Source organism: Snodgrassella alvi (assembly GCF_002777425.1).
GTDB lineage: Bacteria > Pseudomonadota > Gammaproteobacteria > Burkholderiales > Neisseriaceae > Snodgrassella > Snodgrassella alvi_B.
In genome coordinates, this window is the sequence record NZ_MDVC01000113.1 from 65,289 (window position 1) to 92,197 (window position 26,909).

Annotated in this window: 25 protein-coding genes; 10 read left to right on the plus strand and 15 right to left on the minus strand. The window is 44.3% G+C overall.

The window, feature by feature from the left end; all coding sequences use genetic code 11:
* Positions 1-33 precede the first annotated feature (33 nt).
* From odhB to BGI33_RS11630, 3 genes are all read left to right on the plus strand, one after another.
* Positions 34-1,248, plus strand: a complete 1,215-nt coding sequence (gene odhB / locus BGI33_RS11620) for a 2-oxoglutarate dehydrogenase complex dihydrolipoyllysine-residue succinyltransferase (RefSeq protein ID WP_100091341.1) — start codon at positions 34-36, stop codon at positions 1,246-1,248.
* 142 nt (positions 1,249-1,390) lie between these two features.
* Entirely contained in the window at positions 1,391-2,803 is a 1,413-nt protein-coding gene (gene lpdA, locus BGI33_RS11625; protein ID WP_100091342.1) for a dihydrolipoyl dehydrogenase, read from the plus strand.
* A 175-nt stretch (positions 2,804-2,978) separates the two neighbouring features.
* Positions 2,979-3,539, plus strand: a complete 561-nt coding sequence (locus tag BGI33_RS11630) for a TIR domain-containing protein (RefSeq protein WP_100091343.1) — start codon at positions 2,979-2,981, stop codon at positions 3,537-3,539.
* A gap of 142 nt (positions 3,540-3,681) precedes the next feature.
* Here the strand turns inward: BGI33_RS11630 and BGI33_RS11635 are convergent, their stop codons facing one another.
* The 6 genes from BGI33_RS11635 to BGI33_RS11660 form a co-directional block, all read right to left on the minus strand.
* The gene (locus tag BGI33_RS11635) at positions 3,682-4,092 is read right to left on the minus strand and encodes an RNA-binding S4 domain-containing protein (protein ID WP_174828869.1); all 411 of its coding nucleotides are present in this window, start codon (positions 4,090-4,092) and stop codon (positions 3,682-3,684) included.
* A 109-nt stretch (positions 4,093-4,201) separates the two neighbouring features.
* Positions 4,202-5,440 (minus strand): nicotinate phosphoribosyltransferase, encoded by a 1,239-nt coding sequence (gene pncB / locus BGI33_RS11640; RefSeq protein ID WP_100091344.1) that lies wholly within the window; start codon positions 5,438-5,440, stop codon positions 4,202-4,204.
* A gap of 96 nt (positions 5,441-5,536) precedes the next feature.
* Positions 5,537-5,974 carry a PaaI family thioesterase gene (locus BGI33_RS11645; protein ID WP_100091345.1) on the minus strand — a complete coding sequence of 146 codons (438 nt, stop codon included), beginning with the start codon at positions 5,972-5,974 and terminating at the stop codon, positions 5,537-5,539.
* Positions 5,971-6,450 carry a PaaI family thioesterase gene (locus tag BGI33_RS11650; RefSeq protein ID WP_100091346.1) on the minus strand — a complete coding sequence of 160 codons (480 nt, stop codon included), beginning with the start codon at positions 6,448-6,450 and terminating at the stop codon, positions 5,971-5,973. The genes BGI33_RS11645 and BGI33_RS11650 overlap by 4 nt, the downstream gene beginning before the upstream one ends.
* Positions 6,451-6,508: 58 nt before the next feature.
* Positions 6,509-7,354, minus strand: a complete 846-nt coding sequence (locus BGI33_RS11655; RefSeq protein ID WP_100091347.1) for a segregation and condensation protein A — start codon at positions 7,352-7,354, stop codon at positions 6,509-6,511.
* Positions 7,351-8,124: a tRNA threonylcarbamoyladenosine dehydratase gene (locus BGI33_RS11660; protein WP_100091381.1), complete on the minus strand. Its 774-nt coding sequence runs from the start codon at positions 8,122-8,124 to the stop codon at positions 7,351-7,353. Before BGI33_RS11660 ends, BGI33_RS11655 begins: the two co-directional genes overlap by 4 nt.
* Positions 8,125-8,227: 103 nt before the next feature.
* On the opposite strand from BGI33_RS11660, the gene BGI33_RS11665 reads away from it, so the two are divergent.
* Positions 8,228-8,692 (plus strand): universal stress protein, encoded by a 465-nt coding sequence (locus BGI33_RS11665; RefSeq protein WP_100091348.1) that lies wholly within the window; start codon positions 8,228-8,230, stop codon positions 8,690-8,692.
* Positions 8,693-8,909: 217 nt separating this feature from the next.
* On the opposite strand, the gene BGI33_RS11670 is transcribed toward BGI33_RS11665, so the two are convergent.
* The 4 genes from BGI33_RS11670 to trkA form a co-directional block, all read right to left on the minus strand.
* Positions 8,910-9,452, minus strand: a complete 543-nt coding sequence (locus tag BGI33_RS11670) for an isochorismatase family protein (protein WP_100091349.1) — start codon at positions 9,450-9,452, stop codon at positions 8,910-8,912.
* Between the two features lie 95 nt (positions 9,453-9,547).
* Positions 9,548-11,356: a lytic transglycosylase domain-containing protein gene (locus tag BGI33_RS11675; protein ID WP_257379110.1), complete on the minus strand. Its 1,809-nt coding sequence runs from the start codon at positions 11,354-11,356 to the stop codon at positions 9,548-9,550.
* A gap of 110 nt (positions 11,357-11,466) precedes the next feature.
* Positions 11,467-12,972 carry a TrkH family potassium uptake protein gene (locus BGI33_RS11680; RefSeq protein ID WP_174828874.1) on the minus strand — a complete coding sequence of 502 codons (1,506 nt, stop codon included), beginning with the start codon at positions 12,970-12,972 and terminating at the stop codon, positions 11,467-11,469.
* A gap of 12 nt (positions 12,973-12,984) precedes the next feature.
* Entirely contained in the window at positions 12,985-14,382 is a 1,398-nt protein-coding gene (gene trkA / locus BGI33_RS11685; RefSeq protein WP_100091350.1) for a Trk system potassium transporter TrkA, read from the minus strand.
* A 367-nt stretch (positions 14,383-14,749) separates the two neighbouring features.
* Here trkA and BGI33_RS11690 point away from each other — a divergent pair, with 367 nt between their 5' ends.
* The 4 genes from BGI33_RS11690 to BGI33_RS11705 all read left to right on the plus strand — a co-directional run bounded on the left by BGI33_RS11690 (position 14,750) and on the right by BGI33_RS11705 (position 20,428).
* Positions 14,750-15,646, plus strand: coding sequence for a M48 family metallopeptidase (locus BGI33_RS11690; protein ID WP_100091351.1), 897 nt, complete (start codon positions 14,750-14,752; stop codon positions 15,644-15,646).
* 264 nt (positions 15,647-15,910) lie between these two features.
* The gene (gene acnB, locus BGI33_RS11695; RefSeq protein ID WP_100091352.1) at positions 15,911-18,496 is read left to right on the plus strand and encodes a bifunctional aconitate hydratase 2/2-methylisocitrate dehydratase; all 2,586 of its coding nucleotides are present in this window, start codon (positions 15,911-15,913) and stop codon (positions 18,494-18,496) included.
* A gap of 348 nt (positions 18,497-18,844) precedes the next feature.
* A complete protein-coding gene (gene cysK / locus BGI33_RS11700; RefSeq protein WP_100091353.1) occupies positions 18,845-19,777 on the plus strand; it encodes a cysteine synthase A in 933 nt (310 codons plus the stop codon).
* Between the two features lie 159 nt (positions 19,778-19,936).
* The gene (locus tag BGI33_RS11705) at positions 19,937-20,428 is read left to right on the plus strand and encodes a prokaryotic membrane lipolipid attachment site family protein (RefSeq protein WP_100091354.1); all 492 of its coding nucleotides are present in this window, start codon (positions 19,937-19,939) and stop codon (positions 20,426-20,428) included.
* A gap of 140 nt (positions 20,429-20,568) precedes the next feature.
* On the opposite strand, the gene BGI33_RS11710 is transcribed toward BGI33_RS11705, so the two are convergent.
* The 3 genes from BGI33_RS11710 to BGI33_RS11720 form a co-directional block, all read right to left on the minus strand.
* A complete protein-coding gene (locus BGI33_RS11710) occupies positions 20,569-21,060 on the minus strand; it encodes a peptidylprolyl isomerase (RefSeq protein WP_100091355.1) in 492 nt (163 codons plus the stop codon).
* A 54-nt stretch (positions 21,061-21,114) separates the two neighbouring features.
* Positions 21,115-22,095, minus strand: coding sequence for a class 1 fructose-bisphosphatase (locus BGI33_RS11715; RefSeq protein WP_100091356.1), 981 nt, complete (start codon positions 22,093-22,095; stop codon positions 21,115-21,117).
* A 105-nt stretch (positions 22,096-22,200) separates the two neighbouring features.
* Complete coding sequence (locus BGI33_RS11720) at positions 22,201-23,049, minus strand: 23S rRNA (adenine(2030)-N(6))-methyltransferase RlmJ (protein WP_100091357.1); 849 nt, start codon at positions 23,047-23,049, stop codon at positions 22,201-22,203.
* 189 nt (positions 23,050-23,238) lie between these two features.
* Between BGI33_RS11720 and BGI33_RS11725 the strand changes: the two genes are divergently transcribed.
* Positions 23,239-23,925 carry a glutathione S-transferase family protein gene (locus tag BGI33_RS11725; protein WP_100091358.1) on the plus strand — a complete coding sequence of 229 codons (687 nt, stop codon included), beginning with the start codon at positions 23,239-23,241 and terminating at the stop codon, positions 23,923-23,925.
* A gap of 71 nt (positions 23,926-23,996) precedes the next feature.
* Here BGI33_RS11725 and BGI33_RS11730 read toward each other — a convergent pair whose 3' ends face one another.
* Positions 23,997-25,058 carry a dihydroorotate oxidase gene (locus tag BGI33_RS11730; RefSeq protein WP_100091359.1) on the minus strand — a complete coding sequence of 354 codons (1,062 nt, stop codon included), beginning with the start codon at positions 25,056-25,058 and terminating at the stop codon, positions 23,997-23,999.
* A 94-nt stretch (positions 25,059-25,152) separates the two neighbouring features.
* Between BGI33_RS11730 and BGI33_RS11735 the strand changes: the two genes are divergently transcribed.
* Positions 25,153-25,644 (plus strand): integrase core domain-containing protein, encoded by a 492-nt coding sequence (locus tag BGI33_RS11735; protein ID WP_257379116.1) that lies wholly within the window; start codon positions 25,153-25,155, stop codon positions 25,642-25,644.
* Between the two features lie 620 nt (positions 25,645-26,264).
* Here the strand turns inward: BGI33_RS11735 and BGI33_RS11740 are convergent.
* Positions 26,265-26,810 (minus strand): cysteine hydrolase family protein, encoded by a 546-nt coding sequence (locus BGI33_RS11740; RefSeq protein WP_100091361.1) that lies wholly within the window; start codon positions 26,808-26,810, stop codon positions 26,265-26,267.
* Positions 26,811-26,909: the final 99 nt, after the last annotated feature.

Below are 26,909 nucleotides of genomic sequence, written 5' to 3' on the forward strand. Positions count from 1 at the left end.
GTGGTGGCCTCCGGCCTTTTTTAGGAGTAATCCATGATTATTGATGTAACCGTTCCCATGCTTCCAGAAAGTGTGACTGAAGCCACTCTGATGACCTGGAATAAAAAAGTGGGAGATTTCGTACAGCGTGACGAAAACCTGATTGATTTGGAAACGGATAAAGTTGTATTGGAATTGCCAGCCCAGCAGGCGGGTAAACTGGTGGAAATTATTGAAGCTGATGGTGCAACTGTGACTGCAGGTCAGTTGCTGGCTAAAATTGATACTTCAGCTACTGCTGAAGCCGCTGCTCCGGCTGCGGCAGCACAGGAAGCTGCTCCTGCTGCTACCCCTGTAAATGCTGCACCGGCTAATCAGTCTCAGGCTGGTGTTGCTATGCCTGCTGCTGCCAAACTGGCTGCGGAAAAAGGTGTGAATACAGCTACTATTCAGGGCTCAGGCCGTGATGGTCGTGTACTGAAAGAAGATGTTGCCGCTGCTGCATCTGCTCTGGCTGCTGCTCCTACAATGGTTACCACTAAGGCTGCTGCACCTGCTACTGCCGGTGACCGTGTAGAGCAACGTGTACCGATGTCACGTCTGCGTTCCCGTGTTGCTGAACGTTTATTGCAGTCACAGCATGAAAATGCCATTTTGACTACTTTTAACGAAGTAAACATGAAACCGGTTATGGATTTGCGTAACCGTTATAAAGAACAGTTCCAGAAAGAGTATGGAGTTAAACTGGGCTTTATGTCTTTCTTCGTTAAAGCTGCGGTTGCTGCTTTGAAGAAATACCCTGTTGTAAATGCTTCTATTGATGGCACTGATGTTGTTTATCATGGCTATTTTGATATTGGTATTGCTATTGGCAGTCCTCGTGGTCTGGTGGTGCCGATTCTGCGTGATGCTGATCAGATGAGTATTGCTGACATCGAACAGGCAATTCATGATTATGCGGTAAAAGCCAAAGATGGTAAGCTGGCATTGGAAGATCTGACTGGTGGTACTTTCAGTATTACCAATGGCGGTACTTTCGGTTCAATGATGTCTACGCCAATTATCAATCCGCCTCAATCAGCCATTTTGGGCATGCATGCTACCAAAGAACGCGCTGTAGTTGAAAATGGTCAGGTTGTGGTACGTCCAATGATGTATCTGGCTCTGTCTTATGACCACCGTCTGATTGACGGCCGTGAAGCAGTATTGACTCTGGTAGCCATTAAGGATGCTCTGGAAGATCCTGCACGTTTGCTGCTGGAGCTGTAAGAAAATTGACTGACTGCTGTAAGTAACAGTGCAGTCTGAGGATGATAACCGTAATGATGGCCACAGCGGATAAAATGGCGTTTGTGCCACATTGCGGTTTTATTTTATCAGTCAGAAATATTCATGATTGAAAGGAATTTTGATGTCTCAATTTGACGTTGTGGTAATTGGTGCTGGTCCTGGTGGCTATGTTGCTGCTATTCGTGCTGCTGAGCTGGGTTTTAAGACAGCCTGCATTGATGCTGGTTTGAATAAAAAAGGTGATGGACCAGCATTGGGCGGTACATGCCTGAATGTGGGTTGCATTCCTTCCAAGGCTTTGTTGCAGACCAGTGAAAATTACCATGCAGCGCAAACTGAATTTGCTGAACATGGTATTGATATTCAGGTTAAAGGCTTTGATGCCAAGAAAATGATTGAACGTAAAGATGCTATTGTTAGCAAGTTGACTAATGGTATTGGCTTTCTGTTCAAAAAAGAAAAAGTAGAAAGTATTTTTGGTAAAGGTTCTCTGCAAGGCCAGGTTGATGGTTTATGGCAGATAGAGGTGGATACCAATGGTACTAAACAGTTGGTTACTGCCAAGCATGTAATCGTGGCTACTGGTTCTCTGCCACGTCCACTGCCTTTAACTGAGATTGATAATGTTAATGTGCTGGATAATGAAGGTGCACTGAATCTTGAAGCTGTGCCAGCCAAACTGGGTATGATTGGTTCTGGTGTGATTGGTCTGGAAATGGGCTCTGTATGGAACCGTCTGGGCGCGGAGGTTACCATTCTGGAAGCCATGCCTACGTTCCTTGCTGCTGCTGATCAGCAGGTTGCCAAGGAAGCCTTCAAGGTTTTCACTAAAGAACAGGGCTTGAATATCCATCTTGGTGTAACGGTTAATGAAATTGTTAAGGGTGAAAACAGTGTAACTGTTAAATACACTGTTGCCGGTGAAGAAAAAACGGAAACCTTTGATAAGCTTGTTATTGCAATTGGCCGTATTCCCAATACCAATGGCCTGAATGCCGAAGGTGTTGGCTTGCAAAAAGATGAACGCGGCTTTATTGTGGTTGATGATGAGTGCCGTACCAGTCTGCCAAATGTGTGGGCGATTGGTGATGTGGTACGTGGCCCGATGCTGGCGCATAAAGCTTCTGCGGAGGGTGTGGCTGTGGCTGAGCGTATTGCTGGACAAAAACCTTTTGTGGATATGAATACTATTCCGGCAGTTATGTATACTCATCCGGAAATTGCGTGGGTTGGCCAGACTGAGGAGCAGTTAAAAGCTGCTGGCGTGAAGTATAAAAAAGGTCAGTCCAGTTTTGCTGCTAACGGCCGTGCTCTTGGTATGGGACAGGCCAAGGGATTTGTTAAAGTTCTAGCGGATGCAGATACGGATCGTGTGCTGGGTGTGCATATCATCGGACCTGTGGCTTCTGAACTGATTGCCGAAGCTGTGATGGCTATGGACTTTAAGGCATCCAGTGAAGACATTACCCGCATTGTTCATGCTCATCCGACATTATCTGAAGCCATGCATGAGGCTGCTTCTTCAGTTAAATAATATTGATTGTTATGCTGATTTAACCCGTATTCTGAAAGATGCGGGTTTTTATATATTATTACGATTGAATATATGTATTTGTATATTAAAGTTTTTATGTGGTATTTTGTTTTTATTTAAGGTAGTATCTGTTATTTTAACGTTTTTCCTGTAATAAGTACGTTAGAGGAAGTCTATGCCTAAAAATTACTGTGTTTTTTATGTAGAAGAACCTTTTAATGAATTTACTGCTGGTGCGTTAATTCAGAAAGATTATTTTTATTATAAGCAGTTGAGAACTTGGAAAAGTCTGGATGCACTTTTTCCGTTTAATGATGTCCATGATAAAAAATATGATGTCCGTGACGGTAGTGATTGGGAAAGTGTTTTAAAACCACGCATTAGAGAACGCTTGAACCATGCTGATAATTTGATTTTGATTTTGAGTGAAGATACTTTTCAATCGCGGAGTGTGAAAGAGGAGATTGAATATGGTATTGGATATCTTAAATTACCGGTTATTGTGATTTATACTGAATTGCATGAAAAAAAGGATATGCTGGTTACTGGAAAAAACAATGTAAATTTTAAATTACATTATTACTGGAATAAACTACCCATATTCAAGCATTTAAAAACTCAGGTTCCGGTTTTACATGTCCCGTTCGATAAAGAGATGGTTGCCAAGGCTCTTAAGAAAAATAATTTTGTTAAAAGTAGCTATATCAGACCAAATAATTATATGCTGATGCATTGATGTTAATTGGCCTGATCATTATGCAATGTTTGTTGATATAGATAATGAAAATGTTTTAACCACGCTATTTAAAGCTGTTCAAAGTCAATTATCGCGAATATGAAAAGAGTTTTTTGCACACATGAAGCCAGTACGCTGAGTTTTATTCTTCCCAATGTCTTTTTACTTTATCAAGTGCTCTGCGGTCACGTTTGGTGGGTCTGCCATCAGGATATGCGGCACTTATCTGGCTGGCCTGATTCAGGGCTTTCATTTCTTCCCGTTTGGTGGCGATACTACTGTCTTCGCTATAAAGTAAACGCGCTTCCGGTGCCGGACGACGCATTTGATTAAGCTGCTGTACCTGAATTTTATAGGGCAGGGAATTGAGGGTTAAGTCGATGATGTCACCAATCTGGATGTTTTTACTGTTTTTGACTTTGGCGCCATTGACCTGAACGCGTCCTAATTCAATATGTTTTTGTGCCAGAGCACGGGTTTTAAAAAATCTTGCTGCCCATAGCCATTTATCCAGACGCATGCTTGTTGTGCTGATATTGTTGTTTTTACTCATTAATGTATATCCATCCTGATGATTATCTGTATTTATCTTAAGTGCTGATAAATGACAGATTGAATTATTTAGCAATTTTATGGCAGAAATTTGCGCTTGTTGTTCTGCTTTAATCCGCTTTTACGGCAGTGCTGTCTGGTATGTCGAAGATTTGCCGCAGATAAGCCAGAAATGTGTTGTTGTCTGTCATGGTTTTACCGGGAGAATCAGATATTTTGGCTACAGATTGTCCGTTGCATTCAACCAGTTTTAATACAATATTCAATGGTGTTAAGCCCATATCGCAAGTGAAATTGGTACCAATTCCGAAACTGGTTTTGAAACGGCTGTTAAAGTGGATATATAAATCCCATGCGCGCTGTAGATCCAAGCCGTCACTAAAGGTCAACATTTTGGTACGTGAGTCTATTTTAAGTTTCTGATAATGGGCATATGCTTTTTCTCCCCAGATATAGGGATCGCCACTGTCATGGCGCAGTCCGTCAAACAGTTTGGCGAAATACAGGTCGAAATCGCGCAGGAAGGCATCCATGCCGACTACGTCGGTTAAGGCTATGCCCAGATCGCCACGATATTCATGTACCCATGCTTCCAATGCCGCCTTTTGGAAATCTCGTAAGCGCACATCCAGCGCCTGAAAGGCTTGTAAGAATTCATGGGCCATGGTACCAATGGGAATCAGACCCAGCTCTTTGGCAATATGTACGTTGCTGGTTCCGCGAAAAACATTGGGGGCAGCTTGGTGAAGGGTTTTTACGACATGTTTTTGCCATGAATAACGATAACGGCGTCGAGTACCAAAATCAGAAACGATAAATGGTGAGCTGTAATATTGCTGTTCTGATGCATAGTGATGTATCAGCTCAGCTTTTGCCTGTAGACGGCGCTCGCCTTCGGCCAGTATCTCGGGAGTTTCCAGACGGTGAAAATATAGTTCGTTGACAATGGAAAGAACGAATATTTCAAAAAACATTGCCTGTATGATGGGGCCTTCGATACGGATATTCAGGTATTGGTTGCTGTCTATGGATGTTTTGATGAAACGGCGTTTCAGTTGAAACAGTTCCATATAGTCGACAAAGTCGCTCTTGATAAAGCGCAGGCTGCGCAGATATTGCAATTCGTCTGGGGTGAATCTCATCTGGCAAAGACGATCCAGCTCCCAGTTTAGTTCTTCCAGAATATCGCCTAGCGGATATTCTGTTTCATGGTTGTTACGACAGCGAAACTCATAGACACCAGTAGCCTGAGGAAACTGATGCAGGACAACCTGAAGCATGGTGAATTTATATAAATCTGTATCCAATAGGGACTGGATAATTGGCGGACGGTTGGTATCTATGGCCATATCGCTGGTTTAACTCTTGAAAATAAATGCAGTTGTAATGCTATTCCAGAAAAGTATTTATACAGATTTCTGGTATAGGCTAGCAGTTTACTTTTTTTATTCGGCTATTGCAGGCATTTGCAAGTGCGCACGTGCAAAAGCAATAGGTTTATCTGGCTGGTTTTGCCACATTGTTACGGTAACGTGTGAAATGCGCTTACCGGCATGCAGAATCTGACATTGGGCATAGCTGTCCAGTGCCTTACCACTAAGTAAATAATCTGTTGAGTAGTCAATTATCCGGGCGGGTTCAGACAGGTTTTGCTGTTCCAGCAAATATAAATTAATACAGCTTTGTAAAAAGCCGCCAATCAGGCCGCCATGAAGTGCGGGCAGGAATATATTACCAATATTCTGTTGAGCAAAAGGCAGGCAGTAAAGACGTTTGTTCTGGCTGTCTGTACCGATTTTCAGATTAATTGCTGCACTATAAGGCATAAGCTGATGAGCTTTGCTGGTTAATTGTGTATCCAGCTGGAAAATATTTGGATTCATTTGACCTGCTCCTGTTGCAGGTATGCCTGTAATGCCTGTAGTTCTGTTTCAGATAGCGGGGTATGAATAAAGGTGGCCATACCCAGAGCAAAGGGCTGATTTTCATCTTCCTGAAAGCAATGGCTACGAATAAAGGCAATCTGTCCTTCCTGTCGATAACAATGCGCACGAACATGAATTGATTGATTGGCTGTAGGCCATTTCAGGTAATCTATGCGCATATCCAGTGTGGCTGTGGTTTCAAACTGCTGAAACAATGCGGCCAGTGAGCAGGCAGAAGCCATGTCAACAAGTGTAGTGATTACACCGCCATGAATATTGCCGCTGTCAGTGTTTTCAAGTAGTTCATCGCGCCAGTCAACAGATATAACCGGTTCAGTGGAGCTACAGTCTCCATAAATTTTTAACCAGCGGCAATGCGGTAAATTCAGATAATGATTAAACAGGGTTTTAAATAACCCGGGCTGGGCAGGCATAAGGATATCCTGATGTAAATATTAATTGTTATATTAGGGTTTTTCACTGTGCTTGTCACTATGGAGCTGATTCATTAACCGGTGTTGAATCGGTGCCGGCTTCCACACCAGCAGTCTGAATGGCAATTGGGTCTTCAGTGCTGTGCTGGGTAATGTAGACCAGTCCTTCCTTGGCCAGTTCCAGCAATGCGATGAAAGTAGTGACTACCAGTGCCAAACTGTCGTTGCGGCCGAAAAGTTCGGTAAAGTAACAGTGCTGACGGGTTTGCAGATGGCGTAAAACGGCGGTCATCTGGGCGCGTACGGATAAGGTTTCTTTGACGACATTATGGCTGCGCTTGTGCTGGGAGCGTGCCAGAATCGCCAGCCATGCACGAGTTAAATCTGCTACCTGTACTTGCGGTGGCTGGGTAATGGCAACCAGTTCTACGGGTAGCCACGCCCAGGCAAAATCACGTCCTGCACGGGGTAAGGCATCCAGTTCGGCAGCCGCCAGTTTCATCTGTTCATAGGCAAGCAGGCGGCGTACCAGTTCGGCACGCGGATCGGCTGCTTCTTCCTCGCTGGCTGGCGGGGTGGGCAGAAGTAAACGGGTTTTAATTTCAATCAGTACTGCTGCCATTAACAGATATTCGGCTCTTAAATCCAGTTCGTGCTGCTGCATTTGATGGATATAGGACAGATATTGTTCGGTTACTGTGAGCATGGGAATATCAAGTACGTCAATATTCTGTTTGCGAATCAGATACAGCAGTAAATCCAGCGGGCCTTCAAAACTCTGTAAAACGACTTGCAGGGCATCAGGGGGGATAAACAGGTCGTGCGGAATCTCAGTAACTGGCTGTCCGAAAAGTACAGCTACAGTTTTTTCCGCGGTATTTACTGTACTCATGCCTGCGTTCATTGTTTGCACAGATGTTCCAGACAGGCTTGAGCACAACGTAAGCCAAAGCTGGCTGTCACAACCATGGCAGCACCATAGCCGGCACAGGAGAGGCCTTGCGGGGCAGTTTGTTCGCTATGGCAGATACCAGTCTGCGGCGGTGTAATATTTTCGCTGGAATAGATGCAGGGTATGTGCATTTTATCGGCTGGCTGGCGACTGAATCCATGTCGTTTACGTAATGTATAACGCATATTGGCCAGCATGCGGTCGTTGGTTACCCGGCTTAAATCAGCACTTTGAATCAATCCGGCATTTTTTTGTCCGCCAGCGCCTCCTGACACAATAAAAGGTTGGCGCCGGGCGCTAAAGAAAGCAGCCATCGCTGCTTTTACGCGTACCTGATCGATGGCATCAATGACAAAATCAAAAGGCTGGCTGAATATTTGGCTGAGATTGTCTGTATCAACAAAATCTTCTATACAGGTGACCTGACATTCGGGATTAATATCGGCAATGCGTTCTGCCAGAGCTTCGACTTTAGGCTTGCCGATCAGGCTGATTAAAGCTGGCAGCTGGCGATTGATATTCGATTCGGCCACGTTATCCAGATCAATCAGTGTTAGTGCACCGATGCCACTGCGCGCCAGTGCTTCTATTGCCCATGAGCCCACGCCGCCCACACCAACTACACAGACATGTGCCGAAGCGAAACGTTGCAGGCAGTCTTCGCCGTACAATCGTGCGATGCCACCGAAGCGGCGTTGATAGTTTGCTGAAAAATTGAATATCTGCGACACGTAATAAAATCCAGAAAGCCGTTTTAAGCAGGTAGTGGTATTATACTGTATCTGCTAAATGATTCGAATTGCTAAAAAGGATAAGGAGAGTTTCATGTATAAACATTTACTGGTGGCGGTAGATGGCAGCCATACTTCAGAAAATGCTTTAGATCATGCTATTGGTCTGGCTAAGGGTGAAGATGCGGAATTAACTGTTGTCAATGTGGCCAATCCAACTGAATATATGGCTCTGGCTCCCGAGTTTTTGCAGCATGAAAGTTATGAAGCTGCTGCCTTGTCAGAGGGTAATACGGTACTGGACGCTGCGGTGGAAAAAGCCGAAGCTGCCTTGCCGGCAGGCAAAGTGCATCGTCATTTGCTGATTGCCAATAAGGGGGCAAAAGAAATGGCTCAGATGCTGGTTGATTATGCTGATGGGAATGGTAGCGATCTGATTATTCTGGGTACTCATGGGCGTAGCGGTTTGATGCATTTACTGATGGGCAGTTTTGCAGAAACTGTTATGCGCGAAACCAATCTGCCATTATTGATTATTAGAAGTGAAGCCAATAGTTAAGGTTAATCAGGCCAATTGGTTCGAATGAATAATTCGGCAGCAGTTAAGCTTTCGAAATTTTCTATGGGTTTTATATAAATAAGAGCTGAATCTGTTTTAAAACAGATTCAGCTTTTTGGTTGGTATTGTTGTGAATATTATGCTGACTGTGCAACAATCAAACTGCACTATTGATTTAAATAAAAGTGCGGTTTTATTTCCGAATATACTGGCTGGGTTAACGGATGTATTTTTTATGAATCTCTCTGAATTTCGGGTTATTTGCACTACCTAGCCATTCGAATGCAATCATTTCACGACTAACGATTTCACAACCGCCGGCCTGCATGCGTGCTAGCCCCAATTCAACGTCACGTTGCCGGCGCGAGCTGACCGCGTCTGCAACCACAAAAACTTCGTAACCATGTGCGCGCAAGTCTAAAGCAGTCTGTAATACGCAGATATGGGCTTCTATACCAGAAATAATAATCTGGTTGGCCTGATGCAGGGTATCTTCAGTTAGCACACCGGCGGAAAATACGGAAAAACTCTGTTTCTGTACGATTCTGGCTTGTGGCGCGGCGGTCATGATTTCTTCTCGGGTTGCGCCAATTTTGTCTACACAGTGTTCGCTGATTAAGGTAGGAATAGCCATATCATGCGCCAGTCCAGCCAGCCATACATTATTGGCCAGCAATTCTTCTGCATTATTCAAGGCTGGTAACAGGCGTGTCTGTAAGTCAATCATTAATACTGCGGAGCGTTTGCTGTCTATCAACATGGTTTGCTTTCACTAATGGTTGAGTAATCTGCATGTCAATTATGCTGTATTTGTATGCAGCTAAAAGTTAACTCAGGTTAATCCGGGCAGACTCGTTAGCGCGCAGGCACGGTACCCATGCGTTCTGTCAGTGTGGTACGGGGTTCACCGAATAGATTGGCATAATAAGTGGCATTAGCCATTACGTTTTTGACATAGGTACGGGTTTCATCAAAGGGAATGGTCTCGGCGTAAATTGCCCCTTCCAGTGGAATATTCGCCTGCCAGCGCCGGGCTCGACCCGGCCCAGCATTGTAGCCGGCTGTAGCCAGTACTTCATCAGCAAACTGGTTGCGTACATTGCTCATATACCATGTACCCATGCGGATATTGCCGCGCATGGTATACAGTTCGCTGCTGTCCATGCCCAGCCGTTTGGCTATATCGCGGGCTGTGGCGGGCATAACCTGCATCAGGCCGGTGGCACCCACACTTGAGCGAGCACCAATCATAAAGCGGCTTTCCTGCCGGATTAAGCCATAAACCCATGCAGGGTCGATACCAGCCTGCTGGGCATAAGGAACAGTCAATTCTCTGAATGGGGCAGGATAGCGTAATTCATAGTTCAGTTGGCCATCGGCTTTGTCTGCGCTATAGATGCTCATTTCATAAAAGCCGGTATTTTCAGCCAGCGTTGCGGCAGCAATTTGCGTATCATCGTTGTAATTGCGTGTGGCATAGCGCCATTCCTGTTGTGCCTGACGGCGCATCGGCCAGTTATTTTCTGATTGTGCGGCTTTAAACAAGGTTATGGCACGATGGATATTGCCGTCTGTTGCTATTTTACTTTGTACCTGCTGGCTGCTTTTGGCTACAGTACTTTGGGTATTTGCCTTTCTGCCCAGTGCTTCTGTTGCCAGCAGGGAATAAAAATTGCGTCCGCGTTGTGCTGTCTGCTCGAATATTTCCTGAGCCTGACTATTTTGCCCCAATGCACGGTAACTGCGCGCCAGCCAGTATTGCCACGTAACCTGTTGCTGGAGTGCCTGCGGCATGCTGCGAATAATGTTGCTCAGTTTTTGCCATTGCTGTAAGCGCAGGGCTGAACGGGCATACCATTCCCACATTTCATTACTCATCTGTGCCGAGTCGGCACGATCAAAATAATTCAGCGCTTTGGCCGCATTGAGGTTATAAGCCTGTGCCAGCCCCAGTTGCGCCCAGCCAAAACCAGTTTGCTCTGTTGTCAGGCTGGCCGATAACTGTTGTAATTTGGCAGCCGCACTGTCTTTGCCGCGATTTTCTTTGTTAATCACCTGATACAGCAATGCTTCCTGTGCACCTTGACTGCCACCCGTGCTGCTACCGAGTGAGTCGGGTAAAGGGCTGCCCAGTGCCTGAGCCAGATTGCGTGCATTGGAAACCTGATTCAGTGCCAATAAGTATCGCACACGGCGCCAGCCATTTTGCGCGCTGATTTGCTGACGGGCCGCAGCCTGTTCCAACCAGCGGTCGCACCCTTGCGGAAGATTACCTGTTTCCCTGCTCAGACTGACCAATAAATCCGAATCATTATCTATTCCAGCCAATGCAGCATAGCAGCGTGTTTCCTGTTCACGAAAATTTTTGTCCAGTAATGCATATTGCTGGCTGAAGACCTGCCAGTTTCCGCGTTTACCTAACTGTTGTAACCAGATATTGCGGATACTGTTACTCATTGCACTGGCTGGCTGCTGGGCAAGAAATTGTGCCGGTAGCACGTCGTCGCCGTTTTTTGCTGCTTTGAGCGCATTCTGATATTGCTGGAAACTGCCGATGACTTTATCCGGTGTTTCTGTAGCTTGGGTGCCTGGCAAAATAGCATTGCCTGTATTCTTGTTAATCGGCTGAAGAGCTACTTCTTGCTGATTGCTGCATGCTGTCATCAGAAGCAGAGCGCCTGAAATGAGATAATGCTGTTGAACAGACAGCTTTGATTTCAGCTTCATTAAGTACTTAATCAATTTTTTTCCTTCAATTTTTCTCATAATGTAATTTATTTTTTCCAGTAGGCTGGTGTAAAGAGAATAAAAACAGTAAAAATTTCCAGACGTCCAAGCAGCATGATGACGATGCATAACCACTTTTGGATATCTGAAAGGAAAGCAAAATTGTTTGTCGGGCCAACTGCACCTAGCCCGGGGCCTGCATTGGTGATACAGCTAATCGCCGCTGTAAGTGCAGACAGAAAATCCAATCCGCTCATCATCAGGGCAAAGCTGAATAAAATGATGGTAATCACGTATACAAACACAAAGGCCATTACCGTTAGCGCACGCCGGTCGGGAATATTGCTGCCATTGATTTTTACCATGCTGACTGCATTGGGATGCAGCATCAGCAGCATTTCACGCAGGCTGAATTTGAACAGCACAATGGCGCGTACAGTTTTGATACCACCACCGGCAGACCCCCCATTGGAAAGAATATTCGACAAAAAAAACATCCATAATGAGGCTATTAAAGGCCATTTGGCAAAATCGGTATTAGAGTAGCCATTAGCCAATCCGATTGAAATCAGATTAAAACTGGTATAACGAAATGCTTCGGCAAACGAATAAAAGCTATGCCACCACAGATACAGGCTAATGCCCAGAATACTGAAAAACAGTACACACAGCAATACCCTGACTTCTTCGTCGCGCCAGTAATAGCGCAATGATCTTTTTTGTAAAGCATTAAAATGATTACTGAAATTTATTGCACCCAAAAGGGTGGCCATGCTGAGAATAACTTCAATCGGAACTGAATTAAAATAGGAAATGCTGTTATCGTGAGTGGAAAAGCCACCAAGTGAAAACGCTGCCATGGCATGACATACTGCATCAAACCAGCTCATGCCGGCCAGACGCAGAGCCAATAGGGTGATTATGGTAAAAAGTACATAAACACCCCATAAGCGTTTGGCTGTTTCCGAAATACGCGGCGCCATTTTGCTGTCTTTATTCACCCCCGGTATTTCGGCCTTGAATAACTGTGTGCCACCAACGCCCAGCATTGGCATAATTGCCACAGCCAGTACAATAATGCCCATACCGCCCAACCAGTTGAGCATATGGCGCCAGAAGTTTAATGATGGTGCCAGTGTATCCAGACTGGTGATAATAGTAGCGCCAGTGGTTGTCAGGCCGGAAATGGCTTCGAAATAAGCATTGGTAAAGCCCAGCCCGGGCAAGTAAATGTAAAACGGCAGACAGGCAATCAGAGCAAAGCCAATCCACAACATGAACACCAGTGTATAGCCATCACGCGGACGCAGTTCACGGTTATAACGCATGGTCAGTAGCCAGGTTACTGCACATACACTCATGCTGATACCAGCAGTAAAGGCGAAGGCTGGAAACACGTGATCCATGTATAGTAAAGAGACAACCGTTGGCGCCAGTAGCAACATGGAAAACAGAAAGCCGGTTTTAGCCACAATGTGTGCAGTTGGCGCAATTTTGTTGATAAAACCTGATTCCTTGTGCCGTAAGGTAAAACGGTTGGTAAAGTGATTCATAATGATACTGCCTTAGGCAAAAAAGCCCAGTTTGACCTGAATCATTTTTTCCAGATCCTGAACAGCTCTGCGCCGAGCCACAAAAAATATTACATGGTCTCCATCTTCAAGTACTGTATCGGTATGATACATAATAATTTTTTCATCTCGAACTACGGCACCGAAGTAACAGCCACCCGGCAGACGTAGTTGCGACATGGTACGTCCTATCAGCTTAGAGGTATGGCGGTCACCATGCAGAACTACTTCAATTGCTTCCGCCGAACCTCGGCGCAATGGATAAACCGCCATAATATCGCCCAGATGCACGTGCGTTAAAATTGAGCCAATGGTAATCAGATGCGGAGATATCACGATATCGATGGCACTTCCCTGCAATAAATCAACGTAACTTGAACGATTGATAATCGCCATTACCCGTTTAGCGCCCAGGTTTTTAGCCAGCATCGCTGACATGATATTATTTTCATCATCATTGGTAAGCGCACAGAAAACATCAATTTCATCAATATATTCATTTTCCAGCAGGCTTTCATCCGAGGCATTGCCTACCAGCACAAGGGTATTGTTGAGGTTTTCTGCCAGCCATTCAGCACGGTTTTGCCTGCGCTCGATAATTTTGATATCCAGACGTGTTTCCAGTTGTCTGGCCACGCGATAGCCAATATTACCACCGCCGGCAATCATAATCCGGCGGGTGCGTTTGTTGATTGGCCGCAGCTCGCGCATGATATTTTCAAGATATGCAGTAGGTGTCAGAACAAAAACTTCATCACCCTCCAGCAATACGGTGCTGCCGGTGGGCACAAGCAGGCGATTATTGCGGTAAATAGCACAAATCTGGCAATCCACACCTTCTTCCAGATGCTGCTTCAGGGTGCTGATGGGCTGATTAATCAACATGCCTCCATTCTGGGCACGGATGACCAACAGACGAATTCTATCGTGTGCAAAACGCAGAATTTGCAAGGCACTGGAGTGCAGCAACAGATTGACGATTTGCTCGGTTACTAGCTGCTCCGGGCTAATGGCCTCGGTAATATTGAATAAGTCCAGACTGGTTTTATAATTATTGTTACCGGTTTCAAATTCAACAAAATCACTGTAACGTACCCGGGCAATGCGGCTAGGGGTGTTGAATAAGGCATAGGCAATGCGGCAGGCGGCCATATTGGTTTCATCGCTCTGGGTTAAGGCCAAAATCATGTCTGCGTCTTGAGCGCCGGCGGCAGACAAGACGGAAGGCCAGGCGCCATTACCTACAATTGTCTGCACATCCAGACGCTGATTGATTTTCTGTAAGGCATTCTCGTTGATATCAATAATGGTAACATCATTATTGGTCATTCTGGCCAAATTGCTGGCAATGGTCGAGCCTACCTGTCCACAGCCAAGAATCAATATTTTCACGTTATTTACATCACCTCAGTGGTAATCATCTGCATTGTAGCCTTTGTACTCTCAGGTGCAAATATTGGTGTAAAACCGCTACACAACTTTAGATTAACCATATTATTTAATATGCTATATGTGTCACTGGTTTGGCTAAGGGAGCAAGGTTTAAATATATGAATTTTATCAGCATTGAAAAGATATTGAGCCATATTGACACTACGGAGAAACGACGATCATCTTGAGGGGTTTTTATTTTGTTAAAAACTGTGCGAATAAATTAATTTAATACAATATAATAAAACCATGTTTTACATTTATAGCTGAATGTAAAACCCTAAGAAGTGATAATTTTTTTCAATTAGTTTTTGATCATGGATAAATTATGTATTCAATCAGGCGGCAATCTAAATTAATAACTCTGGCGGCAATTTATTTGGCACTGGGTGGTTGTGCTCAGGTAGCTGATGTAATGGGTTATGATACACAAACGCTTAATGCCAGCGCGGCTAAAAGCTATACCCAAATGATGGGACAGGCCAAGGCTGAAGGTGCGATTGAAACCAATACACCCGTGGCCAGACGTGTACGTGCCGTTTTTCAGCGTCTGGTACCGTATGCCAATGCTGCCAATCAGACAGGGGTGCCATTTGACTGGCAGCTTAATGTTATTCGCAGCGATGAACCTAATGCTTTTGCCATGCCGGGTGGCAAAATGGTGGTTTATACTGGTATTGTTCAGCGTCTGAATCTCAGCGATGATGAAATCGCGGCGATTGTGGGCCATGAGATGACTCATGCTCTACAGGAACACAGTAAAAAAGCCGCAGGGCAGCAAATCCTCACCAGTACTGCTCTTGCAGTAGGCAGTGCTGCGTTGCAGTCAAAAACAGGTGTTAGTCCAGACCGTGTGGGGCTCTATAAAGATATATTAAATCAGTATGGCCTGACTCTGCCTTTTTCACGTCATCAGGAGAACCAGGCTGATGCTGGTGGTTTGCAATTGATGGCACAGGCAGGATATGACCCGCATGCAGCCATTACGGTATGGGAAAAAATGAATAAGGTTTTTGGCAATAATAGTAGTACGAGCCTGTTATCTACCCATCCAAGTAATGATGCGCGCATTACGGCACTGAAAAAAATGTTACCTGAAGTATTACCCGTTTATGAACAGGCTAAACAAAATAATATCACGCGGCAAAAGCCAAATGTGAGCGCAAGATACTCAGGAGCCAATAATGTTCGCAAGAGCACAGCCAAAAAGAAAAATCGTTCCTGAAACTGACTGAATCAGCACAATTGCATGGAAATGTTTGATTATAATCATAAATTTTCATGTTAAATCCAGTTTATTTATATTTGTATGGCAGCCTGTAACAGGCTGCTTTTATTTTAATCTTTACACTTTCTGATGTTGACTACATCAGACTACAAATTGTTTCAATCGCCCGTGTTTTCGGTTATCATTCATATTATTGCATTGGTAATGCATAATAAATTTACAAGAAAAATTTAAAAAACCATTACATTAAGGATGTTCAAGATGTTAGAAGCCTATCGCGCAGCCGCCGCTGAACGTGAAGCACTGGGTATTCCACCTTTGCCGCTGACAGCGAAGCAAACAGAAGAATTGGTTGAATTATTGAAAAATCCTCCCAAAGGAGAAGAAGCGTTTCTGGTTGATTTACTGTCACATCGTGTGCCGCCAGGCGTAGATGATGCTTCTAAGGTCAAGGCATCTTTTCTGGCTGCCGTTGCCGAAAAAACTGTTAGCAGTCCTTTAATCACGCCTACATTTGCAGTGGAACTGCTTGGTACCATGTTGGGTGGCTACAACGTTCAGCCGCTAGTAGAATTTCTGGATAATGAAGAGCTGGCTGCTACTGCCGCCAATGCCTTAAAACATACTTTGCTGATGTTTGATGCGTTCCATGATGTGGAAGAAAAAATGCGCGCCGGTAATCAGTATGCGCGTGAAGTGATTGAATCCTGGGCAAATGCCGAATGGTTCACAACCCGTGAAAAAGTACCGGAAAAAATCACTGTTACCGTATTTAAAGTAGTGGGTGAAACCAATACTGACGATTTATCACCAGCACCTGATGCCTGGAGCCGTCCGGATATTCCTCTGCATGCTCTGGCTATGCTGAAAAATCCACGTGAAGGTATTAATCCGGATAAATCTGGCGAGGTTGGACCAATCAAACAACTGGCTGAACTGAAAGCCAAAGGTAATCTGGTAGCGTATGTAGGTGATGTGGTTGGTACCGGCTCTTCACGTAAATCAGCTACCAATTCAGTAATCTGGCATACCGGGCAGGATATTCCTTATGTACCGAACAAACGCTTTGGCGGCGTATGTCTGGGTGGCAAAATCGCGCCAATCTTTTTCAATACTCAGGAAGATTCAGGGGCGTTACCTATTGAAGTTGATGTATCTAAACTGGAAATGGGTGATGTAGTTGATATTTTGCCATATGAAGGCAAAATTATTAAAAACGGCGAAACTGTTGCCGAATTTGAACTGAAATCTCAGGTTATTCTTGATGAAGTTCAGGCCGGTGGCCGTATTAATCTGATTATTGGCCGCAGCCTGACTGCGAAAGCACGTGACGCCCTGAGTCTGGGACATTCAGAAGTTTTCCGCTTGCCACAGGCTCCCGCACCGAGCACGGCCGGTTTTACGCTGGCACAAAAAATGGTAGGCCGTGCCTGTGGCTTGCCTGAGGGACAGGGTGTTAGGCCGGGTACTTATTGTGAACCGCGTATGACTACTGTTGGTTCGCAGGATACCACTGGCCCAATGACCCGGGATGAACTGAAAGACCTTGCCTGCCTGGGTTTCAGTGCTGACCTAGTAATGCAGTCTTTCTGTCATACCGCAGCCTATCCGAAACCTGTAGATGTAAAAACCCACAAAGAATTGCCGGTATTTATGTCTTCACGTGGAGGTGTTGCTCTGCGTCCGGGTGACGGTATTATACACTCGTGGCTAAACCGCATGCTGTTGCCGGATACGGTGGGTACCGGCGGTGATTCGCATACCCGTTTCCCGCTGGGTATTTCTTTCCCGGCAGGTTCTGGTCTGGTGGCCTTTGCTGCTGCTACCGGTGTCATGCCACTGGATATGCCTGAATCTGTACTGGTGCGCTTCTCCGGTACCATGCAGCCGGGTATCACCTTGCGTGATCTGGTTAATGCCATTCCTTTACAGGCCATTAAAGAAGGCTTGCTGACTGTGGCCAAAGCCGGCAAAAAAAATATTTTCTCTGGTCGTATTCTGGAAATCGAAGGTTTACCGGATTTGAAAGTAGAACAAGCATTCGAGCTGACTGATGCGTCTGCTGAACGCTCCGCTGCTGGCTGTACCGTGAAATTGCATAAAGAGCCAATTGAAGAATATCTGAAATCCAATATTGTGTTGCTGAAAAACATGATTGCAGATGGCTATCAGGATGCCCGTACCCTGAAACGCCGTATTCAGAAAATGGAACAATGGCTGGCACAACCGAAATTGCTCGAAGCCGATGCTGATGCCGAATACGCTGCCATTATTGATATCAATATGGATGAAATCAAAGAGCCTATTCTGGCCTGTCCGAATGACCCGGATGATGTGAAAATCCTCTCTGATGTTGCCGGTACGCATATTGATGAGGTATTCATTGGTTCCTGCATGACCAATATTGGCCATTATCGTGCAGCATCTGCCTTGCTTGATGGTAAAACCGATTTACCAGTACGCTTGTGGGTAGCACCACCAACCAAAATGGATGCCAAAGAACTTTCGGATGAAGGCTATTACAGTATTCTTGGGCGAGTAGGTGCGCGGATGGAAATGCCGGGCTGCTCATTGTGTATGGGCAATCAGGCGCAGGCGCGTGAAGGTTCAACCGTGGTTTCCACTTCCACCCGTAATTTCCCCAACCGTTTGGGCAAAAATACCAATGTATATCTGAGCTCGGCTGAACTGGCGGCAATTTGTTCCAAATTGGGACATATCCCGAGTATTGAAGAATATCGTGAAAATATTGCCATTATCAATGATAAAGGTATTGAAATTTATCGCTATATGAACTTCAATGAAATTCAGGACTATGTTGATGTAGCAGCTAAAGTTAACGCTTAAGACAAAGTATTGACTGTCTTGCTACAACAGGACTACCGTAAGGGTAGTCCTTTTTTATATACGCTGAATCAGAATATGCATGTAATAGCAGGTCTGGAGACAGAAGATTTGGTTAACTTTCGGTTGAAGTGTGAGGTTGTATGAATAAATTTTCGTATTACTGCTATAATGATTTATCACATTTTATTGCAATAAAATGAATAAAATTAGGCTTTTAAAACCATGCCAAAAATCTGCTCAATGCCTATATAAATATTAATTGTATCAACACGCTGATAAATTATTTTGGCTGATTCTGGTTTTAATCTATGATGATAAAGACAATCTCTCAATGACGAAGGATAAAAAATGAATATCGCCTCTAGTATCACTGACCTGATTGGTAATACTCCGCTGGTACAGCTTAATCGTTTGAGCGCCGGTTTGCCCGGCAAGCTGGTGGTCAAGCTGGAATTTTTTAATCCGGGCAACAGTGTTAAGGATAGAATTGCTGCAAGCATGATTGCAGCAGCGGAAAAAGCGGGCAAAATCCATCCTGATACTGTGATTGTAGAGCCAACTAGCGGTAATACCGGGATTGGTCTGGCTATGGTGTGTGCGGCTCGGGGATACAAGCTGGTCATCACTATGCCGGAAACGATGAGTAAAGAACGGCGCATGCTGTTGCGTGCATTCGGGGCTGAACTGGTTTTAACACCCGGAGCAGAAGGGATGTCTGGTGCTATTGCCCATGCACAGGCTTTGGTGGATTCTGACCCGCAGAAATATTTTATGCCGCAGCAGTTTGAAAACCCGGCCAATCCTGAAATTCATCGTGAAACTACTGCTCAGGAAATATGGCATGATACTGATGGCAAGGTTGATATCTTTGTCGCCGGAGTAGGAACCGGAGGTACGATTACCGGCGTGGGTGAAGTATTGAAAGAAAAGAAACCCGGAGTGGAGGTTTATGCAGTAGAACCTGAAGCTTCAGCGATATTGTCTGGTGGTTGCAAAGGACCACATCCGATACAGGGTATTGGCGCAGGTTTTGTACCTAAAATTTTGAATACCCATGTGTATGATGGAATCATTCAGGTGCCTAATGACGTATGTTTTGATACCGCCCGTGCCATGGCATCGAAAGAAGGTATTCTGGTAGGCATCTCTTCTGGTGCAGCAGTGTGGGCAGGCTTGCAGCTGGCAGCAAGACCTGAAAACAAAAATAAACTGATTGTGGTTTTGATTCCTTCTTACGGAGAACGTTATCTGTCAACACCATTATTTGCCGATCTGGCTTAAATCTCACTTTGTATGACTGAGACCGAATCAGAAAACTGGTTCGGTTTTTTCTTGCAGTCAAGGCTGTGGTACAATCATTGTGAATATATGTACAGCCACACGCTTGAGCTAGCTGGCTTTGATTTTTGTTTTAAGTAATATACGTTGAGTAAACAAATGATGAAAAAAACATTAGCATTATGTGTCGTAGCAGCCTTTTTAGGTGGTTGTTCATCTTTGGATATGCCTAAAAAGCGTGGCAATAAGGAAATAAAGCCGGTGCAAGTAGTGGATGGTGCTGCTGCAAGTGCCGAATACCGTTTAGCCAGCAGTCATTGGTCTGATGTGGCCAAAATTCGTGATGAGGCTACTCGCTTAAGTTTTCAGGTTTCTCAGGGCAGTATCACCAAGGTTCAGGCTGCGCAGTTGCTTGATCAGTTCCGCATAGCTCAGGTAGGGCATAATATGGTAGACGATGATATGTATGCCATTTATTTGCGTAGTGCTGTACAAAGCCAGCAAGGTTCAATTGATACGGCGCAGTCCAAGGCTTATATTCAGAATGCCTTGGCTGGCTGGCAGCAGCGCTGGCCGGTAATGCGTACCAAACCGGCCAATCCGGCATTTACCAACTTCCTGATGGAAGTGATGAATATGAAGCCGTTGCAATAATTGTGTATGGATAAAAATACCTTGCCTGTTAAATTTGGCAGGGTATTTTTTTACTCAAATTCTTTTACGCCCAGAATAAGTCGCAGCATTTACACACAAAAAACAGGCAGCCTGTAGGGCTGCCTGCTGCAAAATACCGGTTAAACGATTTCGGCTTTTTCAATAATGACATTTTCAACCGGAACGTCCTGATGGCCGCCATGATTGCCGGTTTTAACGCCTTTGATTTGATCAACCACATCTTGGCCTTCGACTACTTTGCCGAATACAGCATAGCCCCAGCCGTGTAAATCCGGTTTGGTGTGATTGAGGAAATCATTATCTTTTACATTGATAAAAAACTGCGCACTGGCTGAATGGGGCTGCATGGTACGAGCCATGGCAATGGTATAACGATCATTTTTCAGACCATTATTGGCTTCGTTTTCAATCGGCTCATGCGTTGGTTTCTGTTGCATGTCTTTGTCAAAGCCACCGCCCTGAATCATGAAATTATCAATCACGCGATGAAAAATTGTGCCATCGTAAAAGCCTTCACGCACATAACGTTCGAAGTTTGCAGCGGTTTTAGGCGCTTTGTCATGGTCAAGTTCGATGCCGATAACGCCAAAATTGGTAGTTAATTTAATCATTGGTATCTCCTGATGGGAGTGAAACAAAAAAATTTGCAGTGTTGTCTGCAACGGTTAGCTTGCATTGTGCATAGCGGTAACGTAGTCAACTTCTTCTTTACTGCCTAGTACAACGGCCACACGCTGGTGCAATCCTTCTGGCTGAATATCCAGAATATTCTGCCGGGCATTGGTGGCCGCACCTTGTGCCTGCTCAATCAGCAAACTCATTGGATTGGCTTCATACATTAAACGCAGTTTGCCCGGCTTGTCGGGATTACGCTGATCCTGCGGATAGGTAAAAATACCGCCGCGAATGAGAATACGATGTACCTCGGCTACCATGGAAGCAACCCAGCGCATATTATAGTCTTTACCACGACAGCCTGTTTTGCCGGCCAGTAACTGAGCAATATAGTTTTGCATCGCGGGTTGCCAATGGCGCTGGTTGGACATATTGATGGCAAATTCAGCAGTGGCGGCAGGTATCTGCGGATTTTCCTGAGTTAATTGAAACTGATTCTGCTCATTAAGGGTAAACATGGCTATGCCATGTTTCAATGTCAGCACCAGAATGGTTTGTGGCCCATACAGTACATAACCACTGGCCAGCTGCTGCCGGCCGGGCTGTAAAAAGCTTTCAGTATTGAGGGTGCCGTCTGGTTTGGCCAATACTGAAAAAATGGTGCCGATGGATATATTAACGTCTATATTGGAGCTACCGTCCAGCGGGTCGAATAACACCAGAAACCGGCCATCATTATTGGTTGTAACAAATGAATCTTCTTCTTCACTGGCAAGGCCGGCAATAGCCGGATTGGCTGACAGGATGTCAATCATAATTTGATTGGAGAGTACATCCAGTTTTTTCTGCTCTTCTCCCTGAATGTTGCCTGTATGTGCACTGCCCAGAATGTTATCCAGCGCACCCAAACGGATTTCGCGGTTGATGTGTAGACATGCCTGACTGATGCTGGTGATGACTTCAGGTAAAAACGGTGTAACAGCATAGTTTTGTTGTTGCTGTTGCAGATAATCAGACAGTAAAACGGACATGCAAATACTCCCTTTTAAAATTCGGTACCATTATACAATAGCCTTGTCAGCCAGACTGAAAAGCCGTTGCAGTCAATCAGGCTGATGTGTTTTGCCTGTGTGAATTCAGGCAATTTTTGATTGCAGGACAAAATGTGCGCTGTCATCCTGAGCCAGTAGCTGTGTCATTGGCGGTAATACTTCAGTCAGTAGCTGCGGTAAAGAGTAGGGCGGATTGATGATGAACATGCCGCTGCCGTGCATACCAAATCCATCTGGGCGCGGCGCATGAACATAGAGTTCTGCCTGAACGAAATTATCTGGAACCAGTTTTTGCAGATTTTGTGGCAGTTTCTGGCTTTCTGCGCGACTCAGGCATGGATACCAGACCATATAGCAGCCACTGGAAAATTTTTTCAGTGCAGCTTTAAGCGTATCCACTACCTGCTGATAATCTTGTTTTAATTCATAAGGTGGGTCTATTAATACCACAGCTCGCCGGCTGGGAGGCGGCAGCATCGATAACAGGCCTTTGAATCCATCATCACAGAATACCTGTGCGCGGTTAGGCTGTTTAATGCTACGCATATTACTGCGCAATAATTCGGCGTCGGCTGGATGTAATTCAAACAACCGCAGACGATCCTGCTCCCGTGCCAGTGCCTGAGCCAGCCACGGGGAACCACAATAATAGTTTTCAGCATCGGGCAGGCAGGCGGTTACTGCCTGACGAAACGGTAGCAGACTGGCGTCCAGACTGGTTGCAGCCAGAATGCGGCCAATCCCTTCACGGTATTCGCCTACTTTCTGTGCTTCATTGCTAATCAGGTTATACAGGCCTGCTCCTGCATGGGTATCTATATAGCAATATGGTTTGTCTTTCAGTTTGAAGTATTCCAGTACTGCCATCAGGCAGTAATGTTTGAGAATGTCGGCGTGATTACCGGAGTGAAATGCATGACGATAGCTGAGCATGTGTAAGTGGCTGCTGTAAAAACTGATGAACTTAAACTGTTATTGTACCGAATTTATGTGTATGGGCAAAAAAATCAGCATAAGCAGCATTTACTAAACCTGTTTTCAGATTTATACAGAGAGCAAGGAGTAAATCAGTTATGATGTACTGTGATTAATACAATAGTTCTACAAAGAAAGATAAAGGCCATGAGTTACACTCTTTATATTGGTAATAAAAATTATTCCACCTGGTCTATGCGGCCGTGGGTGTTGATGAAGCATTTTCAAATTGTTTTTACAGAACAACTGGTGCGTTTTGACAGCTTTGCAGCTGATTCAGTTTTTAAGCAAACCATATTGCCACTGAACCCCTATGGTACCGTGCCGGTTTTAACTGATGATGATTTGGTGGTGAGTGATTCTCTGGCCATTTGTGAATATCTGGCTGAACGGCATCCGCAATTACCCTTATGGCCACAAGATTATAAAGCACGTGCCAGAGCCAGAAGTGTGGTAGCCAAAATGCATAATGGGTTTAATCATATACGCCGGCATTTTCCAATGAATATTGAGGCGGTGCTACCAGAAATTGGCCAGATTGTGCTGCGAGATTTTCCTGCTGTAAAACAGGAAATCGATTTTCTCGATCAGCATTTGTCATCACTGCTTGCTGCATCGGCGGGAAAATATCTGTTTGGAGAGTTCAGTATTGCTGATGCTTTTTATGCCCCGATGTGTTTAAGGTTAAAAGGTTTCCAGATTCACACTTCAGAAGTACTGGCCAATTATATTAATACTCTGTGTGCTACTGAGGCTGTAGCAGCATGGATTGCTCAGGCACTTGAAGAAAAAGATTTCATTGCCATGGATGAACCTTATCGTATTGCGCGCTGAAACTTCATGTTCTGATAATAGTGAAGGGTGGTGCTGGTAGCCAGATTCAGTTTAGGCCACCAGCAGGAATTTTATCTATTCAGGCTGCTTTTAATTTCCAAAGCCAGTTGCGGATTCCACATGGCACCGGTAGCACTCATTACTGCATCGGCTCCGGCTGAGCGGTAAGCCTGATAATGTGCTGCACTGCTTACTCCGCCAACACCAATAATCGCAAAATGATTATTCAGGCGAGTTCTTAATCTGGCCAGACGATCTACCATTTCCAGCCCCGCCCAGCGAATGGCCTCACCGCAGACGCCACCAGTAGGACGATCCAGCCCCAGCGCAGGTTCACCATTTGCTGTAACTGGTCTGGCTGATAAGGTATTAATCGTACTGTAACCATCAACAATGCCATCCAGCTTGCTTAAAAGCGGGAAGATAGCATCGTCATCGGCAAAGTAGGCCAGTTTCAGAAACAGCGGCTTATCAGGTACAGCGTTTCTGACTTCTTTGGCTATCCGTTCTACTTTATCAAAATCAAAACACAATAATTTGTTTACGCCCTCGTTTGGACAGCTTAAATTGGCCTCTAAAATCGGTGCAGCAGTTTCGTCTACCAGGCGTGCAGCACAGGCATAATCTTTTTCTATGCTGGCCTCATTGCAGGCAGTGCCCTGAAAACTGCCGATAACATATTGGCCTTTTTGCGCAGCATTAACAGCATCAGCCAAATCAGGTTGCCAGATATCGGGATTAAATGAAGGTACACCGAAGGAATTGGTGATAGACAAAGGTGCTGTGTAGTTGGTATCGGCCAGTACCGTATCAATGTTGGCTGACAATTGACCAGCAGGATGAATGGAAAGCACATTGGGTAAGGCATGGCTGGCCTGAGCGCGGGTGCGCACGGTTTTATAAACACATAAATCGAAACCATGGTTGAATGCAGCTTTGATAAAGTTGGCATTCAATAACGGCCCAGCAGGGATGCCAAAGGGCAGGTTAACTTCCAGATTGAGAAAGCGCTCAGTATGCTTATTTTGTCCTATGGATGGTGCTGCATTGCTGAAATCACCAAACGGGCCATGCTGATAGTTGTCTTCGTAGCTTAATAAGGGGTTATAAAACGGGATTAGATTAGTTTGCATTGTTATTCCTGACAGTCTGGTTTAAATTTCCTGTGTTGGCCTATGCATGTAGGCTATAAAGTGCTGCAATCGCCATGGATATGGTTACGACAAAATATCGGTACCCAATAAGCTAGGTAAATGCTGGTCAATGGATTTTATGAGTGGCAGCAGTCGAAATCAACGTGGGTTTAGAACCTTCAATGTGATTGATGACTTTAATCGTGAGGCATTAGGCATTGATATTGCGGTTAGTTTACCAGTAGGTGTAATTACCCGTTATCTGGATAAACTGGCCGAATATCATGGTTATCCACTAAAAATACGAGTGGATAATGGGCCGGAATTTACCGGAAATACGTTCATTAACTGGGAAAAATCACATTGTATAACTATAAAGTACATCAACTCCAGTAGCCCTTATCAAAATGACTATATTGAACAATTTAATCGTACCTATCTCACAGAGGTAATGGATTTATATCTTTTTAATAATCTGAAACAAGCAAGGAAGGTAATCGAAAAATGGCTAACGATTTATAATACTGAAAGATTTCATGAGGCATTGAGTAATGTTATGCTAATTGAATATAAGACCCTAGAATAAGCAGCATAATTTTCTATGTCAGTTTTGTACTAACTCTGGGGTATTTACATCCAGTGTTAGAAAGCTGGTTACAGTAATAATAGTCGTATAGTAGGCTATTTCTACGGCAGCACCTGTGATATCAGGCAGATGCTGAAGTACATCTTACATTCGGGCAGACCAGTAAGCTTCTTCCACGCCTATACCTCCTTAAATTTATCATCTGCATTAATTCATTAATTAATGTTTTATCTGAAAAAAATATTTTAACTGTCCTACAATATGGATATTTGTTTATATATTAATATATTTATTTGTAAGCAGTTTTTGTTGTAATTAATTAACTGTGTGAATGATTTAGTGTAAAAAATGATAAAGATAAATAAGAGTTTATTGGTTTATGGATGGTGGAGTGTGAAAGTATTAGGTTCTGATTATCGGTACTTACCTTGTGGAGTACAGGATATTTTAATCGCTTATGCCATTGGGCGAGCGTTCGAAGCGTTCAAGACTCACCAAGAATCGTTATTTGATAGTGTGGTGAATTAAACTACACATTGGTCAGTTTTTTGTATCTACACAAATCTTAAATAATATGGCTGTTTGTTGTTTTAACATAATTTATCAGCTAATCAGAATAATTAGATTAGGGTTGCTCCTAAAGTATTTTGAAAATGCTTTAAAGCCCAGATGTGTCCTGTAGCGTCAAAGCTGGCAACGGCATGTTGATGGATGACTATTTTGTAATTAAGGTTATAAGCATCAACTGCGGTATGTAAAATACAAATGTCGGTACATACACCAGTTAAATGTATTTCTGTGATGTTTCTTTCACGCAGGCGTAAATCCAGATCAGTGCCACTGAACGCTGAATAATGACGTTTGTTTAACCAGTAAACTTGCGGATTAGATTGGTTTATTGTGTACAGTTGTTTTAATGAACCATATAAATTCTGGCCTTCTGTGCCGATGATGTTATGTGGAGGAAATAATTTATTTTCTGGATGATACTGATCATTTGCCTGATGGGCATCAATGGCAAATACCACAAAATCGCCTTGCTCAATAAATGTTCTGGCCACATTCACTATTTCTTTTTCAATTGATTGTCCAGCCAATCCGGTTGTTAGTGCGCCATCTGTGGCGATAAAGTCATTGGTGTAATCAATTGAAATCAGTGCTTTCATATGCTGTTCACAAAACGGTTTTGGTAATTTGAAATTAGTAAGTTATAAATCATTAAATGAGTTTCTTGATATTTTAGCTTTAATTTATTGTTCATAATA

Coding starts and splice junctions, on each gene's coding strand:
- BGI33_RS11655 (WP_100091347.1), bottom strand. CDS start 7,354: ATGAACGCAGGCATGAGTACAGTAAATACCGCGGAAAAAACTGTAGCT.
- BGI33_RS11645 (WP_100091345.1), bottom strand. CDS start 5,974: ATGAATCCAAATATTTTCCAGCTGGATACACAATTAACCAGCAAAGCT.
- BGI33_RS11675 (WP_257379110.1), bottom strand. CDS start 11,356: ATGACAGCATGCAGCAATCAGCAAGAAGTAGCTCTTCAGCCGATTAAC.
- cysK (WP_100091353.1), top strand. CDS start 18,845: ATGAATATCGCCTCTAGTATCACTGACCTGATTGGTAATACTCCGCTG.
- BGI33_RS11715 (WP_100091356.1), bottom strand. CDS start 22,095: ATGTCCGTTTTACTGTCTGATTATCTGCAACAGCAACAACAAAACTAT.
- BGI33_RS11725 (WP_100091358.1), top strand. CDS start 23,239: ATGAGTTACACTCTTTATATTGGTAATAAAAATTATTCCACCTGGTCT.
- BGI33_RS11670 (WP_100091349.1), bottom strand. CDS start 9,452: ATGTTGATAGACAGCAAACGCTCCGCAGTATTAATGATTGACTTACAG.
- BGI33_RS11730 (WP_100091359.1), bottom strand. CDS start 25,058: ATGCAAACTAATCTAATCCCGTTTTATAACCCCTTATTAAGCTACGAA.
- lpdA (WP_100091342.1), top strand. CDS start 1,391: ATGTCTCAATTTGACGTTGTGGTAATTGGTGCTGGTCCTGGTGGCTAT.
- acnB (WP_100091352.1), top strand. CDS start 15,911: ATGTTAGAAGCCTATCGCGCAGCCGCCGCTGAACGTGAAGCACTGGGT.
- BGI33_RS11665 (WP_100091348.1), top strand. CDS start 8,228: ATGTATAAACATTTACTGGTGGCGGTAGATGGCAGCCATACTTCAGAA.
- BGI33_RS11690 (WP_100091351.1), top strand. CDS start 14,750: ATGTATTCAATCAGGCGGCAATCTAAATTAATAACTCTGGCGGCAATT.
- odhB (WP_100091341.1), top strand. CDS start 34: ATGATTATTGATGTAACCGTTCCCATGCTTCCAGAAAGTGTGACTGAA.
- BGI33_RS11635 (WP_174828869.1), bottom strand. CDS start 4,092: ATGAGTAAAAACAACAATATCAGCACAACAAGCATGCGTCTGGATAAA.
- BGI33_RS11650 (WP_100091346.1), bottom strand. CDS start 6,450: ATGCCTGCCCAGCCCGGGTTATTTAAAACCCTGTTTAATCATTATCTG.
- BGI33_RS11740 (WP_100091361.1), bottom strand. CDS start 26,810: ATGAAAGCACTGATTTCAATTGATTACACCAATGACTTTATCGCCACA.
- BGI33_RS11680 (WP_174828874.1), bottom strand. CDS start 12,972: ATGAATCACTTTACCAACCGTTTTACCTTACGGCACAAGGAATCAGGT.
- pncB (WP_100091344.1), bottom strand. CDS start 5,440: ATGGCCATAGATACCAACCGTCCGCCAATTATCCAGTCCCTATTGGAT.
- BGI33_RS11630 (WP_100091343.1), top strand. CDS start 2,979: ATGCCTAAAAATTACTGTGTTTTTTATGTAGAAGAACCTTTTAATGAA.
- BGI33_RS11720 (WP_100091357.1), bottom strand. CDS start 23,049: ATGCTCAGCTATCGTCATGCATTTCACTCCGGTAATCACGCCGACATT.
- BGI33_RS11710 (WP_100091355.1), bottom strand. CDS start 21,060: ATGATTAAATTAACTACCAATTTTGGCGTTATCGGCATCGAACTTGAC.
- BGI33_RS11705 (WP_100091354.1), top strand. CDS start 19,937: ATGAAAAAAACATTAGCATTATGTGTCGTAGCAGCCTTTTTAGGTGGT.